Origin of the sequence: Nocardia kruczakiae NBRC 101016 (assembly GCF_001612965.1) — a bacterium.
Lineage (GTDB): Bacteria > Actinomycetota > Actinomycetes > Mycobacteriales > Mycobacteriaceae > Nocardia > Nocardia kruczakiae.
The window spans coordinates 115,136-129,483 of the sequence record NZ_BDBL01000011.1 but is presented as its reverse complement, the minus strand read 5'-3'; the positions used below and the strand labels follow the sequence as shown (position 1 = coordinate 129,483).

Sequence of the window (14,348 nt, the reverse complement as noted above, 5' to 3'; positions counted from 1 at the left end):
TCCTGCAGGGGGCCTGCGGAAGTCGTCGGCGCGCCGACGGTCCCCGAGATCGGGGCGCGACTGTCGGCTCCGGGAAGTATTGTTGGACGCAGATCATGACGCGACAGCGAAGCTTGATTTCCGTGAGGGGGAACAGTGGACCCGCTGAAGCTTGACAAGTCTCCGACGCTCGACGACTCCGCGAATTCGGCCCCGCCGCCGACCGCCACCGCATCCGCTCCGGATACGGTGCTGCGGGTCGATCCCGCGGCGATGGCGGCCTATACGGCCATCGCGAATACCGTTTCCCAACAGCTCGCTTCGGCGGCGTCCGTGACGGCCGGCGCGGTCGACCCACAGCAGCTGGCCACCGACCTGGGGCTGGTGGGAGCGGACTTCGCCGCCAAATTCGCGGCCGCGGTCTCCGAACACGCGCAGGCGCTGTCCACCGCGGGCAAACTGGTCTCGGCCTACGGGCGTGGCCTGAACACCTATACCGCGGGTGTGCAGGGCACCGACGAGGATTCGGCCGTCGCGATCACCCGGACGGAGTCGCGGTCATGAGGCGCCCGACCGCATTGCGCCGCCGGTCCGCCGCCGCGCGCAACGACACCACCACGCCCGCAACGACCTCCGATCCGTCCGTCGATCCGCCGATCGTCGCGACCCTGGTCCGGCCGCTGCTGGACCTGCGTGCCTCACTGGGTACCGGAGTCGCGACGCCCGCCGCGACCATCACCGGCGCTCTGTCCAGCGCGTCCACACAGGCCGCGGACACCGAGGGACCACACCGCGAGGGCGTCCACGCGCTGGAATCCACCTGGACGGGTCCGGGCTCCGACGCGGCCGTTCCGGCATTGCGCACCACGCAAACTCAGATCGGTGACATCTCCGACCGCGGCCCGGCCTACCTGGGCGTCCTGGCCGACGCCCACGCGACCAGTGCGCGGGCGGCCGGCCGGATGGACCGGATCATCGCCGATTTCCGGCGCGACGCTCGAACCATCCTCGGCAACGCCACCGCCGCGCCGGATACCGACGCCGTGATCAATCGGGCCACCCAGGCGCTACGCGACGCGATCACCACCGTCACCTCCGCACGCACCGAAATGGACGATCACTCGCGCCGATTGGACGAGATGGGTCCGCTCACGGTCACCACGCCGGCCGGACTCAACTCCTCGCAGTCGTGGGGAGATACGCCCGCTACGGTCCTGCCCAGCACCTACGGTGCGGTTCCGGGCCAATACGGCACGGTCCCAGCGCAATACGGGATGGCGCCCGGTCAGCCGATCGATCCGGCGCAGCTGGCCCAGCTGCAACTACAGCAGCTGCTCGTGCAGGCCGGTGTGCAGGTCGGCACCTCGGCCATCAATGCCGGTGTGGATATCGGTACCCACCTGATCGACAAGATCGCCGAGGTCGGCACGCACACCATCGACACGGTGGCCTCCTCGGTCGACCAGGCGATACCGCAGCTGATCAATCCGGACCACGCCACCGGTGACAAGACCAATCCGGCGGGGAATTCCGGAGATTCGGCGAAGCTGTTCGACTTCGGCCCCGGTAAGACGGCTCCCGGAACGACGGGAACGGGCTCGATCATTCCGGGCGCCCCCGCACCCGACAAGGCGCCGGCCGACAAGACCCCGGCCGACAAATCCGATCCGCCGCCCCCGTCACCGTCGTCCATCCTGCCGCCACCTGCCGACCCGCCGCCGATGCCGAAGCCACCGGCGCCCGCACCACCCGCACCCGCGCCGGAGCCGGCGCATCCGGGCGGGGTGGCCGGAGGTATGGCCTTGCCGCCGCCGGCAGGCAGCGGACAGGACCACAAACCTCGCGACGGCCAGCTCGGTGTCACTGTGCCGGCGGCCGAGACAACGGTTCCCGCCGCCGTGATCGGCGACTTCGGCGATGACACGGTCTGAGCCGGACCCGCAGCAGGACAACCCATTCGACCTCGGCCTGCCGATGGTCCGGACTCCCGTCGGTAAACAGGGCCGTAAGCGGCGGTCGGGCCGGCGAAATCCGAACCGCCCGGCCGCGGCGGCCTATCCCGGCGCCGTCGCCGTGCCGCCGGCCCGGACCGGTCCGGAGGCGGCGGCCTATCCGTCGGGGGAGTGGGAGCAGTGGCTGGAACCCGGGCAGCGCACGCCCGAGCCGGAGCCGGAGGTGGAACCGGAACCGCGCCGCATCCCGGTCGGTGGGCCGCTGACCGATCCGGATCTGGTCGACAAGTCGACGTTGATTCCGCATATCGTCGACCGCTCGGGCGGTAACCCCGGTCCCGCGCTGCGGCGTCCGCGCCCACGCCAGGCCGGTCCGCGCCGCGACCACCGTCGCGGTGAAAAGCTGCTGGCCGCAATCACTCTGATCGGTGTGGGCATCGTCGTCGTCTCGGTGGTGTTGACCGTCATCCATACCGGGAAACGGTCCCAGCCGGTCGCGACCAAACCGCCGATGGTCGCGGCGGTGCCGGTGCCCACTTCGGTGAGTGCGACCCCACCGCCGCCCACGACCACGGCCGCGGCGACCTCGACGATCGCCACCGACGGCTGCGAGCAGCAGCGCACCGCGGAGGTGGTCTCCGGGACCGACCCCGGAGGCACCGCGAGTGGCCCGGACGCCATCCTGGCCTTCGAGCGGGCGTACTACGTTCAGCGTTCGGGGTACGCCGCCCGCGCGGTCGTCGCCGACGACTCGTCGGTCCCGCCGGCCGACCAGATCCAGCGCGGCATCAATCAGGTGCCGGTCGGCACCCGTTACTGCGTGCAGATCACCCGCACCGGAGACGAGGGCCAATGGGAAGTCCGCCTCACCCAGCAGAAGCCGGACGAACAGCCGCATGCGTTCACCCAGATCATCAGCACCCGAGCGGAATCGGGACGCACGCTGATCACCGGCATCGCGGCCGGCTGAACCACATCCGGGTTCAGAACCGGGCGTGCACGAACCCGGTGAACGGCACGAGGAAGCCGCCGATCTCACAGACGATCAACGCGTACATGGCCGCCCGCAGCGGCAGTCCGATGTCGCCGCGGAATTGATTGGTCGTATCCCGCCGCAGCCCGTGCAGGCAGTAGGAGGCGATGGCACCGGCGAAGAAGCCGAGGACGATCAGTGCCGCAACGAGATTCACCGCAGTCGGCCAGTCCGACAGTTCCACGAAAACCGCGAGCAGCAGCGCCGCGAAGCTGTACATCAGGGCCGCGCGGTGTGCGATATCGACGTAGGGATGCGCATGTCCCTGCGCTGAGGTCCGCATCCCGTGGTACTTCCACACGCCCAGCAGCAGTGCCCAGACGAAGAGAAGGCCGGCGATCAGGAGGGTGATCCGGGTGTCCACGCCGAGTTGTATCTGTTCCATCCGGGTCTCCTGGGCGGTCGCGTGAGGCATCGCGATCGCAACGCCGAGCACGTTCGGATTCAGCGGTTTTCGGTGAGTTGTCCGGCGGACATGTGCCAGCGCCGGGTCGCCCGCACGGTATCGAGCATGCGCCGATCGTGGGTGACCAACAGCAGCGTGCCGTCGAAGGATTCGACGGCCTGCTCCAATTGCTCGATCGCGGGCAGATCCAGATGGTTGGTCGGTTCGTCGAGTACCAGCAGGTTGACCCCGCGCGCCTGCAGCAGCGCCAACGCGGCGCGCGTGCGCTCCCCCGGCGACAGGGTGTCGTTGGCGCGCAGCACATGAGCTCCGCGCAGCCCGAACTTGGCCAGCAACGTGCGGATCTCGGCCTCCGGCCAGTCGGGTACCTCGGCGCCGAACGTGTCGGCGAGCGAGGCCGTGCCACGGAACAGTCCGCGTACCTGATCGACCTCGCCGATCGCCACTCCCGAACCCAGCGAGGCGGTTCCGGAATCCGGCGCCACCTTGCCCAGCAGCAGCGCCAGCAGCGTGGATTTTCCCGACCCGTTGGGGCCGGTCAGGACGATCCGGTCACCCCAATCGACCTGTGTGGTAACCGGACCGAGGACGAACTCGCCGCGCGACACGACGGCATCGGACAGCGTCGCCACCACCGACCCACTGCGCGGGGCGGAGGCGATCGACATCCGCAACTCCCACTCCTTGCGTGGCTCCTCCACCACCTCCAGCCGTTCGATGCGGCGCTGCGTCTGGCGCACCTTCGACGCCTGCTTCTCGGTGGATTCGGCCCGCATCTTGCGACCGGCCTTGTCGGAGTCCACCTTTCGCGGATCGCGAGCCTTACGACGCGCATTGCGCACGCCGTGCTCGAGCCAGTTCCGTTGCATCACCTGCCGCGCTTCCAGCCCGGCCTTGGTATCGGCATAGTCCTCGAAGGCCTCCCGCGCGTGCCGGCGAGCGATCTCGCGTTCGGCCAGATACGAGTCGTAGCCGCCGTCGTAACTGCCGACCTGCTGCTGGGCGAGATCGAGTTCGATGATCCGGTTGACGGTGCGCGCCAGGAACTCGCGATCGTGACTGATCACCATCAACGGCGTCCGCACCCCGGTCACGAAATTCTCCAGCCGGGCCAGGCCGTCCAGGTCGAGATCGTTCGTCGGCTCGTCCAGCAGCAGAATGTCGAAGCGCGACAACAGAACCGAGGCCAGTCCGGCCCGCGCGGCCTGCCCGCCCGACAGCGCGGACATGGGTGTGTCGAGGCCTTGCGGCAAACTTTCGGTGAGTCCCAGTTCGGCGGCCACCTCGTCGGCGCGCGGTTCCAGGTCGGCGCCGCCCAGGGCGAGCCAGCGTTCCAGGGCGGCCGAATACTCCTCGGCGGCGGTATCGTCGGTCGCCAGCCGTTCGGCCGCGGCGTCCATCGTGCGCTGCGCCGCCGCCACTCCGGTCCGGCGGTCCAGGAACCCGGCGACCGTCTCGTCGGCCAGGCGTTCCGGTTCCTGCGCGAGATAGCCGATCGTCGCGTCGGGCGGGCTCAGCGTGATCCGCCCCGTCTGCGGTGTGCGGTCGGCCAGCATCCGCAACAGCGTCGACTTGCCCGCTCCGTTCACCCCCACCAGGCCGATCACATCGCCGGGTGCCAGCACCAGATCCAGGTCCTCGAACAGCACCCGGTCTCCGTGCCCTGCCGACAGGCCGTGCGCATGCAGAGTCGTACTCACGTCCATGAGTCTGCCGGGTTCGGGGTATCACCCTGAGCCCGGGCCGTGGAAATCAGGGTCGGGATGGGTCTCGCGCCCGATGCGCGCCGGGGTGCCCGCACAGCACAGTGGAATCACCACGCACGACCGTGACAGAAGGAGAGCGTCATGACCGCCCCCACCCGCCGCCTCACCCGATCGACCTCCGACAAGTGGATCGGCGGCGTCTGCGGTGGCCTTGCCGAATACTTCGGCTGGAACGCCAATGTGATCCGCCTGCTGTTCGTCCTCTCCTGCCTGCTGCCGGGCCCGCAGTTCATCGTCTACCTGGTGCTGTGGCTCATCATCCCGAAGCAGTAACCGGCGCGGCAGGACGATAGTTATCCACAGGCAAACCCTCGGCGCACCTCGGCGCCGGTAAGTTATCCACAACATGCCGGACCGGGGATGCGCCACACCACTTCCGGATGCCAGGATGGAGGAAATTCCCGCACGTCCTCGAGGAGCACATACATGATCCATTCGGGCGATCTGCCGGGCCTGGACCTGCCGGAAGTCGACGCGCACTCCGACCTCGGCGGCATCGGCGCCGTGGAGCTGAACCACCCGTCCCAGGACATCGACGCCGACGGCATCCTGGACACCGAGACCTTCCACAGCGACCACTCGATGGAAGTCTGGTCCGATATGGACCACGACGGTTACGCCGACCACGTCAGCATCGTCGACGACGGCGGCGACTACTCGGCCTGGGAATTCCACCACTACCCCGACGGCCGCACCGAGTGGGTCCAGGTGGACAAGGGCAAGATGGGCAAGTGAGCGGCGCGCCTTCGGTTTTCGACCGACGGCCCGGCAAGTAGATTCGGGTACGAGCTCACCTATCGCTGCGCCAGTGCCTTCAGTCGTTCCAGCGACGGCAATTCGCCTTCTACAGCATCCGGCTGGATCATTCCGGAGAGGCGGTCTTCAGGATGATGGCGGTTGTCGTGGAGAGCCTGAAGTGGTGGGATTCGCTGCCTGTACCCCTGGCTCAGTCGCAATTGCCAGAGACCGGCGGCGATGTGCGCTGTCTTGCCGGCGGACCGGAGAGGGAGGTCGAGGTCCTGGAGCGGAGGGGCCGCCAGGATTTGTGCGCTCGTACAGAGTGTCGAGATTCGGTGCGTCGCAGACCGACGCGTCGGCGGCGATGTAGCCACCGATAGGGTCTTCGGGCGCACCGACCCAGCGTTGTACGGCGTCGATCGGCCGTAATCCCTGCTTGCAGGCGGTGTCCAGCCGCTCCCGCCAGACTTCCATCCAGGAGAAGTCGCGACGACTCAATACGCGAACCAGTCCAGCAGAGTTGTGGTGCTGCGATGCCCAGATGTGACCGACGAATTCGCCACAGATCAGGATGGGCCAGTAGAACAACGGCTTACGAGTCCATGGCTCATATCGTCCTTCGAGCGGATCGCGTTGCGGTTTCGGTTCCGGATATTGGGGCGTTCCCGGCGGCGGGAGAGGGCCCCAGTTGTAGCTGGTGCCGTCCCAGGAGTTCACGATGGCGAGCCCGACTTCGAGAATCGATTGTCGACGGCCTCCTACTTGCGCAGGGCGCGGGCCATCTGGACGAGCTGCAGCGGCGAAACGTGTTCGGGCTCGGGCTCTTCGGTGGCTTCCGGATCGACCGCCGCGGTGTGCGGGATGTCGGCCTCGGGGTCGGCGAAGGGCTGATACTTCTTGTCGCCCAGGAGTTGGTAGCTGAGGTAGCCGACCAGGAGGGCGCGGGTGATGCGTTCGGTCTTCGGTTCGTATTTGGCGGCGCCGAGGGCGGCCAGGGCGCGACGGCCCTCGACGATGCCGTTGTGGGTGGCCTTGTCGACGGTGCGCAGCGACATCGGCCCGCCCCAGGCGGTGGCGAGGGCCTGCGCGGTGCAGTTGCCGGTGGAGATGTCGACACCGCCGGCGACGATGAGGGCCGGGGTGTCGATCTGCGGTGCGAGGGCTTCCGCGCTCGGGGCGGTGGGCGCCGGGTAGAGGGCCGCCACGGCACCGACCTTGCGCTGCGAGGCGGCGATGACGGCGGCGCCCGCGCCCATTCCGTGCCCCGCCAGGGCGAGTTTGTCCGGATGCACGCTGATGGTGCCGCCGCCCAGCCGCACGCCCGTGCAGATGTCGAGGGTGGTCAGCAGGTCGGTGGCCAGATTCAGGTGCGAGGGCAGCGGGCCGCGTTCGGTGTCGGGGGCGGCGGCGACGAAACCCCAGGACGCGAGATGCTCGAGCAGTCGGCGGTAGTTGCCGGCGCCGGCGAGCCAGCCGTGTCCGAACGCGACCGCGGGCAGGTTGTGGCCCTCTTCGGGGGTGTACACCACGCCGGGCTGCCCGGCGATGCCGAGGTTGCCGCGCATCACCCGGTGCGGACCCGGGCTGGTCAGAATGCTCAGAAGCGATTTCACAGACACCGACACGGGGGTGAACTCTACCGAGCCTCGCCCGGAATGCGGCACTGTCGCGAGCGCAGCGGCCCGGACACGCCGCCACCTGCTGCGATAGCAGGCCGATTCGCGTGTCCACGCGGCCCAAGTAGGCTGGGACACCATGTGCGGAATCGTTGGCTACGTCGGGTACCGGGACGCGCTCGGCGTCGTCGTGGACGCACTGCGCCGCATGGAGTACCGGGGCTACGACTCCGCGGGCGTGGCGATCCTGGACGGCGCGGGCACTATCGCGGTGGAGCGCAAGGCCGGTCGGCTGGCCAATCTGGAGGCCGAGCTGGCCGAGGCCGGCCCGGCCGCGTTCGCAGGTACGACCGGTATGGGACATACCCGGTGGGCCACGCACGGCGCGCCCACCGATCGCAACGCGCACCCGCACCGCGACCTCGCGGGCCGGGTCGCGGTCGTGCACAACGGCATCATCGAGAATTTCGCGCCGCTGCGGCGCGAACTCGAGGAGGCCGGGGTCGAACTGCGCAGCGATACCGACACCGAGGTCGCGGTGCACCTGGTCGCGCAGGCCTATGCGGCCGGACCCACGGCGGGTGATTTCGTCGGCAGCGCACTGGCCGTCCTGCGCCGGCTCGAGGGCGCGTTCACGCTGGTGTTCACCCATGCCGACCATCCGGGCACGATCGTGGCCGCGCGTCGCTCGACACCGCTGGTGGTCGGTGTCGGCAAGGGTGAGATGTTCATCGCCTCGGATGTGACGGCGTTCATCGAGCACACGCGCGAAGCGGTCGAACTCGGTCAGGACCAGGCCGTGGTGATCACCGCGGACAGCTACGTGGTCACCGATTTCGCCGGCGACACCGAGGGTGCGCGGACCCGGCCGTTCACCATCGACTGGGATCTGGCCGCCGCCGAGAAGGGCGGCCACGACTACTTCATGCTCAAGGAGATCGAGGAGCAGCCCGCCGGAGTGGCCGAGACGCTGATGGGCCATTTCGACAACGGCCGTATCGTGCTGGACGAGCAGCGCCTCGCCGACCAGGAACTCCGCGAATTCGACAAGGTGTTCGTGGTGGCCTGCGGCAGTTCGTATCACGCCGGACTGCTGGCCAAGTACGCGATCGAACACTGGACGCGGGTTCCGGTCGAGGTGGAGCTGGCCAGTGAGTTCCGCTACCGCGACCCGGTCCTGGACCGGTCCACGCTGGTGGTCGCCATCTCGCAGTCCGGTGAGACCGCCGACACGCTGGAGGCGGTGCGCCACGCCAAGGAGCAGAAGGCGCGCGTGCTCGCGATCTGCAACACCAACGGCGCGCAGATTCCGCGCGAATCCGATGCCGTGGTCTACACCCGCACCGGCCCGGAGATCGGCGTCGCCTCGACCAAGGCCTTCCTCGCCCAGATCACCGCGAATTACCTTGTGGGCCTTGCCCTCGCGCAGGCGCGCGGCACCAAGTACCCGGATGAGGTGGCCCGCGAATTCGGTGAGCTGGAGGCCATGCCGAAGCTGGTGGAGCGGGTGCTCGAGACCGCGCCGCAGGTGCGCGAGATCGCCCGCCGGTTCGCGCATCAGTCGACGGTGCTGTTCCTCGGCCGCCACGTCGGCTACCCGGTCGCGCTCGAGGGTGCGCTCAAACTCAAAGAGCTGGCCTATATGCACGCCGAGGGTTTCGCCGCCGGTGAACTCAAGCACGGCCCGATCGCGCTGATCGAGGAGGGCCTGCCGGTGATCGTGGTGATGCCCTCCCCGAAGGGACGCGCGGTGCTGCATTCGAAACTGCTCAGCAATATCCGGGAGATCCAGGCCCGCGGCGCCCGCACCATCGTGATCGCGGAGGAGGGTGACGATACGGTCCGTCCGTTCGCCGACCATCTGATCGAGATCCCGGCCGCCCCGACCCTCTTCCAGCCGCTGCTGTCGACCGTGCCGCTGCAGATCTTCGCCGCCGAGGTGGCGCAGACCCGCGGCTACGACATCGACAAACCGCGCAATCTCGCGAAGTCGGTCACCGTCGAATAGCGGCCGGCGTTCCGGTCAATCTGCTACGGCCACAAGATCTTCGCTCACAGCGACGGTTCGTGTCGTGCGACGTTCCAATGCGCCCGACCAGAGGGCCAGGCCGAGGGCGCTCGTGGCCAGGACCACGCCGACCCAACTCGGGCCGGTATAGCCGAAACCCGCGGCGATGACCGACCCGCCGAGCCATGCCGCCAGCGCGTTGCCGAGGTTGAAGGCCCCGATATTGAGCGCGGAAGCCAGCGTCGGTGCCGACGCGGCCTGGTCGAGAACCCGCTTCTGCAGCGGCGGCACGGTCGCGAAGCCCAGCGCTCCGATCAGGACGACGGTGATCGCCGCCGCGACCTTGTTGTGCGCGGTGAGCGTGAACAGGGCCAGGACGACGGCCAGCGCCGCCAGCGTGATGTAGAGCATCGGCAACAGGTGACGGTCGGCGTAGCGCCCGCCGACCAGATTGCCGATCAGGAATCCGAGTCCGAACAGCACCATGATCCAGGTGACGGAGCTTTCCGCGAAGCCGGTGACCTCGGTCATCATCGGCGCGAGATAGGTGATGGCGGCGAAGACACCGCCGAAGCCGAGCACGGTCATCGCCATCGCCAGCAGGACCTGCGGATTGCGCAGGACCGCCAGTTCCCGGGTGAACCGGGCATCGCGCGGTGCCGGCCGATCGGGTACCAGCGCCAGCACTCCGCCGAAGGCGAGCGCGCCGACGACGGCGACCAGCGCGAAGGCGAGCCGCCAGCCGAAATGCTGACCCAGCAGCGTGCTCAGCGGAACGCCGACCACGGTCGCCACGGTGAGCCCGGTGAACATCATGGCGATCGCACCGGCGCGGCGGTCCGGGGCGACGAGCGATCCGGCGACCACGGCGCCGATGCCGAAGAAGGCGCCGTGCGCCAGTGAGGCGATGATGCGGCCGGTCAGCATCAGATCGAAAGTCGGTGCGGCGGCGGACAATGCGTTGCCGGCGATCAGGAGCAGCAGGCTGATCGACAGCATGCGCTTGCGGGATACGCGCGTGCCGAGGCCGGTCATCACCGGCGCGCCGACGAGGACACCGAGGGCATATCCGGTGACGAGCCAGCCCGCGGTCGGGATCGAGACCGAATAACTGTTCGCGACCCCGGGCAGCAGTCCGACCACGATGAATTCGGTCGTCCCGATGGCGAATGCGCCGAGGGTGAGTGCGAGAAGTGCGAGTGGCATCGGTACAAGCCTCCACACAGAGTTGTAGATGGGCGTTACAGGCGTCGACAATAATTGCATACGCGTGTTAATTGCAAGCGCGTGCTATTGCGGGAGCGCGTTATCCTGGGGACGGCGACGACATGAGGAGGGCCGATGACCGCGGAAGCCGCGCTGACCGGATTGGCGGATGGCTGGTATGCGCTCTCGGTGCTGCACGACCGGATCGAAGCGCGGATCGAACGCGCCCTGCAGGCCGGTCACGAGCTCAGTGTGCGCGAATATTCACTGCTCACCGTGCTGAGCCGGCAGCACGACGGGCCCGGCGGCCATCTGCGGATGAATCAGGTCGCGGATTCGGTGGCATTGAGCCAGAGCGCGACCACGCGGCTGGTGACCCGGCTCGAGGACCGCGGTCTCCTGCAGCGCTACCTGTGCCCGGACGACCGCCGGGGCATCTATACCGACGTCACGCCCGCGGGTCTCGAGCTGCTCGAACAGGCGCGGCCCACCAACGATGCCGCGCTGTCGCAGGCGCTCGGCGAGGCCGCGGCCGATCCCGAACTCGCCCCGCTGGTCACGGCCGTGGCGGCGTTGAATCGCCGCGAGGCACGGGTAGGAGACGGGGCAGTGACTACCGCACGGTGACGGTGCCGCGCATCTCGGGATGCAGTGGGCACAGGTAGCGGTAGACGCCGGGGATCGCGAAGGTGTGGCTCCACTCGCCGCCGGTGAAGATGGGGCTGTTGATGCCCATCGCCGCATCGCCGATGCCCTGTACGGCATGCGGCACCTTGTCAGAGAACTTCCAGGTCACGGTGTCGCCCGCTTGCACGGTCACGGCGTCGGGGGAGAACTTCATATCCTCGACGTGCACGGTGACCGAGGCCGGTCGGGCCGAGGTCGGCGAGGCTGCGGCCGTGCCCGACGGCACGGCCGCGGTCGTGGTCGACGGTGTGGATGTCGTTGTGTTCGAACCACATCCGGCGATCAGCACGGCAGCCACCAGCGCTCCGGCGGTCGGGAGGAGACGCGTGGCGCGGTGGCGTACGGTGCTGTGGGCCATGGCTACGAGCCTAGTCCGGCGGCTGCGTCCGGTTCGCCGCACCCGCGCGCGGTGTCGGTGTCGTCGCGTCGGCGAGAGAGTCGCGGACATACCGAGATCGGAGATCTCCGGGCGTACTCTGCTGGGGGTTCCGATTCGAGCGCGATTCCTACCGCAATCCCGACGAGGAGGCGAATTGATGGCACCGGTCCTGCGGGGATACTTCACCGTCGACGAGGTGCGAGGGGCCGAAGCCGAACTGTTCGAGCGGGTCGCCGCGGGGGTGCCGATGCGCCGTGCCGCGTACGGATTGGCGAATGTGGTTGCGGCCGAACTGCGGGAACGGACCGGAGCCGTCGCCGGGCGAGCCGTGACTCTGCTCGTGGGATCCGGAGACAACGGCGGCGACGCGCTCTGGGCGGGCGCCACGCTGCGCCGGCGCGAGGTGGCGGTGACGGCGGTGCTGTTGTCGCCCGAGCGAGCACATGCGCAAGGGCTCGCGGCACTGCGCCGGGCGGGCGGGCGGATTCGCGAGGCCGGCGCGGGATCGGCCGCGGAACTGCTCGGCGCGCCGGACCTGGTGGTCGACGGCATCGTCGGCATCTCCGGCCGGGGTGCGCTGCGACCGCGGGCCGCCGAACTGGTCGCGGCGGTCGAGGCGCCGATCGTCGCCGCCGATCTGCCGAGCGGTGTCGATCCGAATACCGGTGCCGTGGACGGCCCGGCGGTGCGGGCCGCGGTGACGGTGACCTTCGGTGCGTACAAACCGGTGCATGCGCTGGCCGCACCGTGGTGTGGGCGAATCGAGTTGATCGACATCGGTTTACGGCTGCCCGCGCCGGCCCTGGCCGCCGTGGAGCCGGTGTCGATCGGTCGTGACTGGCCGGTGCCCGGACCGCACGACGACAAATACACGCAGGGTGTAACCGGAATCCATGCCGGCAGTGACACCTATCCCGGCGCCGCGGTGTTGTGCACCGGCGCCGCGGTGGCCGCCACCTCCGGTATGGTGCGTTACGCCGGGACCGCGGCCGCGCAGGTGCTCGCGCAGTTCCCGGAAGTCATTGCGGCCGAGAGTATTTCCGAAACCGGACGGGTGCAGTCCTGGGTGTTCGGGCCGGGGGCGGGCACCGATGACGCGGCGCGCGAACGCCTGGCGGACATCCTGGCCACCGATCTGCCGGTGGTGGTCGACGCCGACGGATTGACCCTGCTGGCCGCCGCGCCGGAGCTGGTCACCGGACGCGGCGCGCCGACCGTATTGACCCCGCACGCAGGCGAATTCGCGCGTCTCACCGGCCGTGAACTCGGCTCCGACCGGGTGGCGGCGGTCCGTGAACTCGCCGAGAAATGGCAGGTGACGGTCCTGTTGAAGGGGCGGTCCACGCTGGTCGCCACCCCCGGCGAGCCGACACTGGTCAACGAGGCGGGCGGTTCCTGGGCGGCCACCGCGGGCGCCGGCGACGTCCTGTCCGGCGTCATCGGCGCCCTGCTGGCGGCGGGGCGGGAACCGGCGTGGGCGGCGGCGGCCGCCGCGCGCGTGCATGCCCTCGCCGCCAACCTCGCCGCCCATGCGAACAGCGATGCGGGAGCGCCCATTTCGGCTACTCCGCTGCTGCACCACCTACGCGCCGCGGTGCGGACCTTGCGCAGTCTTGCCGAAGGTCGAGCGACGCCCGGCTGATCCGCGTGCACCTTCCGGCCCGAGGGGGTTGGGTGCCGAGACCGAAGCGCCGACTCGCACCGCCGGCATCTCCCACGGGTCGTTCCGAATCAATCCCCTTGTGCCGCCAGCGTTACCGGCTCCCATTCGCGCCAGGTCGAAAGCCGCGACTCGTAGTCGGCGGTCGCGATCTGTAGCGGCGCGGTGCCGAGGAACAGCCGCAGGGGCGGTTTGTCAGCGTCGACCACCGCCAGGATCGCCGACCGCGTGGCCGTCGGCTCGCCGGGCTGCTGGGCCGAACGGGTCCGGTTGCGCGCCGCCCGCACCTCGTCGTATGCCGGGTTCTCCGCACTGTGGACCGACGACGGGCCGGCCCAATCGGTGCTGAACCCGCCCGGCTCGATCAGGGTGACGTGGATGCCGAAACCGGCGACCTCTTGCGCCAGCGACTGCGAGAACCCCTCGAGCGCCCACTTCGACGCGTGATAGGCGCCGAGATTCGGGAAGGCGCTGATCCCGCCGATGCTCGACACCTGGATGATGTGCCCGCTGCCCTGCTCGCGCAGAATCGGCAGCGCCGCCTGGGTGACCCACAGCGCCCCGAAGACGTTGGTCTCGAGTTGTGCGCGGATCTCGTCCTCGGTGAGTTCTTCGATCATGCCGAAATGGCCGTAACCGGCGTTGTTGACCACGACGTCCAGGCGGCCGAACCGCGCAGCCGCCTCGGCGACCGCCGCGAAATCGCCCGCACGGTCGGTGACGTCCAACTGCAGCGGCAGGAAGGTGTCGGGGTAGGCGGCGACGATATCGTCGAGCGTGTCCAGCTTGCGCGCGGTTCCGGCGACCCGGTCGCCGCGCTCGAGGGCCGCGAGGGCCCATTCGCGGCCGAATCCGCGCGAGACGCCGGTGATGAACCAAACCTTGCTCATGAAACCCCTCTGGTGGATGGGTGGTGGC

General features: G+C 69.0%; 14 protein-coding genes. 8 read left to right on the top strand and 6 right to left on the bottom strand.

The window, feature by feature from the left end:
- Positions 1–135 precede the first annotated feature (135 nt).
- The 3 genes from NK1_RS10475 to NK1_RS10465 are packed head-to-tail and all read left to right on the top strand — an operon-like array spanning position 136 to position 2,901.
- On the top strand, positions 136–543 hold the full coding sequence (locus NK1_RS10475) for a hypothetical protein (protein WP_245660424.1): 408 nt from the start codon (positions 136–138) through the stop codon (positions 541–543).
- Positions 540–1,910, top strand: coding sequence for a hypothetical protein (locus NK1_RS10470; RefSeq protein WP_063008314.1), 1,371 nt, complete (start codon positions 540–542; stop codon positions 1,908–1,910). The genes NK1_RS10475 and NK1_RS10470 overlap by 4 nt, the downstream gene beginning before the upstream one ends.
- A complete protein-coding gene (locus NK1_RS10465) occupies positions 1,897–2,901 on the top strand; it encodes a DUF8176 domain-containing protein (RefSeq protein WP_157104193.1) in 1,005 nt (334 codons plus the stop codon). The genes NK1_RS10470 and NK1_RS10465 overlap by 14 nt, the downstream gene beginning before the upstream one ends.
- Before the next feature lie 13 nt (positions 2,902–2,914).
- Here NK1_RS10465 and NK1_RS10460 read toward each other — a convergent pair whose 3' ends face one another.
- Both NK1_RS10460 and NK1_RS10455 read right to left on the bottom strand, forming a co-directional pair.
- Positions 2,915–3,349, bottom strand: a complete 435-nt coding sequence (locus NK1_RS10460; protein WP_063008349.1) for a hypothetical protein — start codon at positions 3,347–3,349, stop codon at positions 2,915–2,917.
- 59 nt (positions 3,350–3,408) lie between these two features.
- Positions 3,409–5,076 (bottom strand): ABC-F family ATP-binding cassette domain-containing protein, encoded by a 1,668-nt coding sequence (locus NK1_RS10455; RefSeq protein ID WP_439955936.1) that lies wholly within the window; start codon positions 5,074–5,076, stop codon positions 3,409–3,411.
- A gap of 141 nt (positions 5,077–5,217) precedes the next feature.
- Here NK1_RS10455 and NK1_RS10450 point away from each other — a divergent pair, with 141 nt between their 5' ends.
- Both NK1_RS10450 and NK1_RS10445 read left to right on the top strand, forming a co-directional pair.
- Entirely contained in the window at positions 5,218–5,409 is a 192-nt protein-coding gene (locus NK1_RS10450; RefSeq protein ID WP_039776600.1) for a PspC domain-containing protein, read from the top strand.
- Between the two features lie 153 nt (positions 5,410–5,562).
- Positions 5,563–5,871: a DUF6802 family protein gene (locus NK1_RS10445; RefSeq protein ID WP_030513482.1), complete on the top strand. Its 309-nt coding sequence runs from the start codon at positions 5,563–5,565 to the stop codon at positions 5,869–5,871.
- A 761-nt stretch (positions 5,872–6,632) separates the two neighbouring features.
- Here the strand turns inward: NK1_RS10445 and NK1_RS10440 are convergent.
- Positions 6,633–7,499, bottom strand: coding sequence for a dienelactone hydrolase family protein (locus tag NK1_RS10440; protein WP_063008312.1), 867 nt, complete (start codon positions 7,497–7,499; stop codon positions 6,633–6,635).
- A gap of 130 nt (positions 7,500–7,629) precedes the next feature.
- Between NK1_RS10440 and glmS the strand changes: the two genes are divergently transcribed.
- Entirely contained in the window at positions 7,630–9,498 is a 1,869-nt protein-coding gene (gene glmS, locus NK1_RS10435) for a glutamine--fructose-6-phosphate transaminase (isomerizing) (RefSeq protein WP_063008311.1), read from the top strand.
- Between the two features lie 15 nt (positions 9,499–9,513).
- Here the strand turns inward: glmS and NK1_RS10430 are convergent, their stop codons facing one another.
- Positions 9,514–10,704, bottom strand: a complete 1,191-nt coding sequence (locus NK1_RS10430; protein ID WP_063008310.1) for an MFS transporter — start codon at positions 10,702–10,704, stop codon at positions 9,514–9,516.
- Between the two features lie 135 nt (positions 10,705–10,839).
- Between NK1_RS10430 and NK1_RS10425 the strand changes: the two genes are divergently transcribed.
- The gene (locus NK1_RS10425) at positions 10,840–11,331 is read left to right on the top strand and encodes a MarR family winged helix-turn-helix transcriptional regulator (protein ID WP_063008309.1); all 492 of its coding nucleotides are present in this window, start codon (positions 10,840–10,842) and stop codon (positions 11,329–11,331) included.
- Here the strand turns inward: NK1_RS10425 and NK1_RS10420 are convergent.
- Complete coding sequence (locus NK1_RS10420; RefSeq protein ID WP_063008308.1) at positions 11,318–11,749, bottom strand: plastocyanin/azurin family copper-binding protein; 432 nt, start codon at positions 11,747–11,749, stop codon at positions 11,318–11,320. The two genes, NK1_RS10425 and NK1_RS10420, sit on opposite strands and share 14 nt — an antisense overlap.
- Before the next feature lie 190 nt (positions 11,750–11,939).
- Between NK1_RS10420 and NK1_RS10415 the strand changes: the two genes are divergently transcribed.
- A complete protein-coding gene (locus tag NK1_RS10415) occupies positions 11,940–13,412 on the top strand; it encodes an NAD(P)H-hydrate dehydratase (RefSeq protein ID WP_063008347.1) in 1,473 nt (490 codons plus the stop codon).
- Positions 13,413–13,501: 89 nt separating this feature from the next.
- Here NK1_RS10415 and NK1_RS10410 read toward each other — a convergent pair whose 3' ends face one another.
- Positions 13,502–14,320 (bottom strand): SDR family oxidoreductase, encoded by an 819-nt coding sequence (locus tag NK1_RS10410; RefSeq protein WP_063008307.1) that lies wholly within the window; start codon positions 14,318–14,320, stop codon positions 13,502–13,504.
- Positions 14,321–14,348 lie beyond the last annotated feature (28 nt).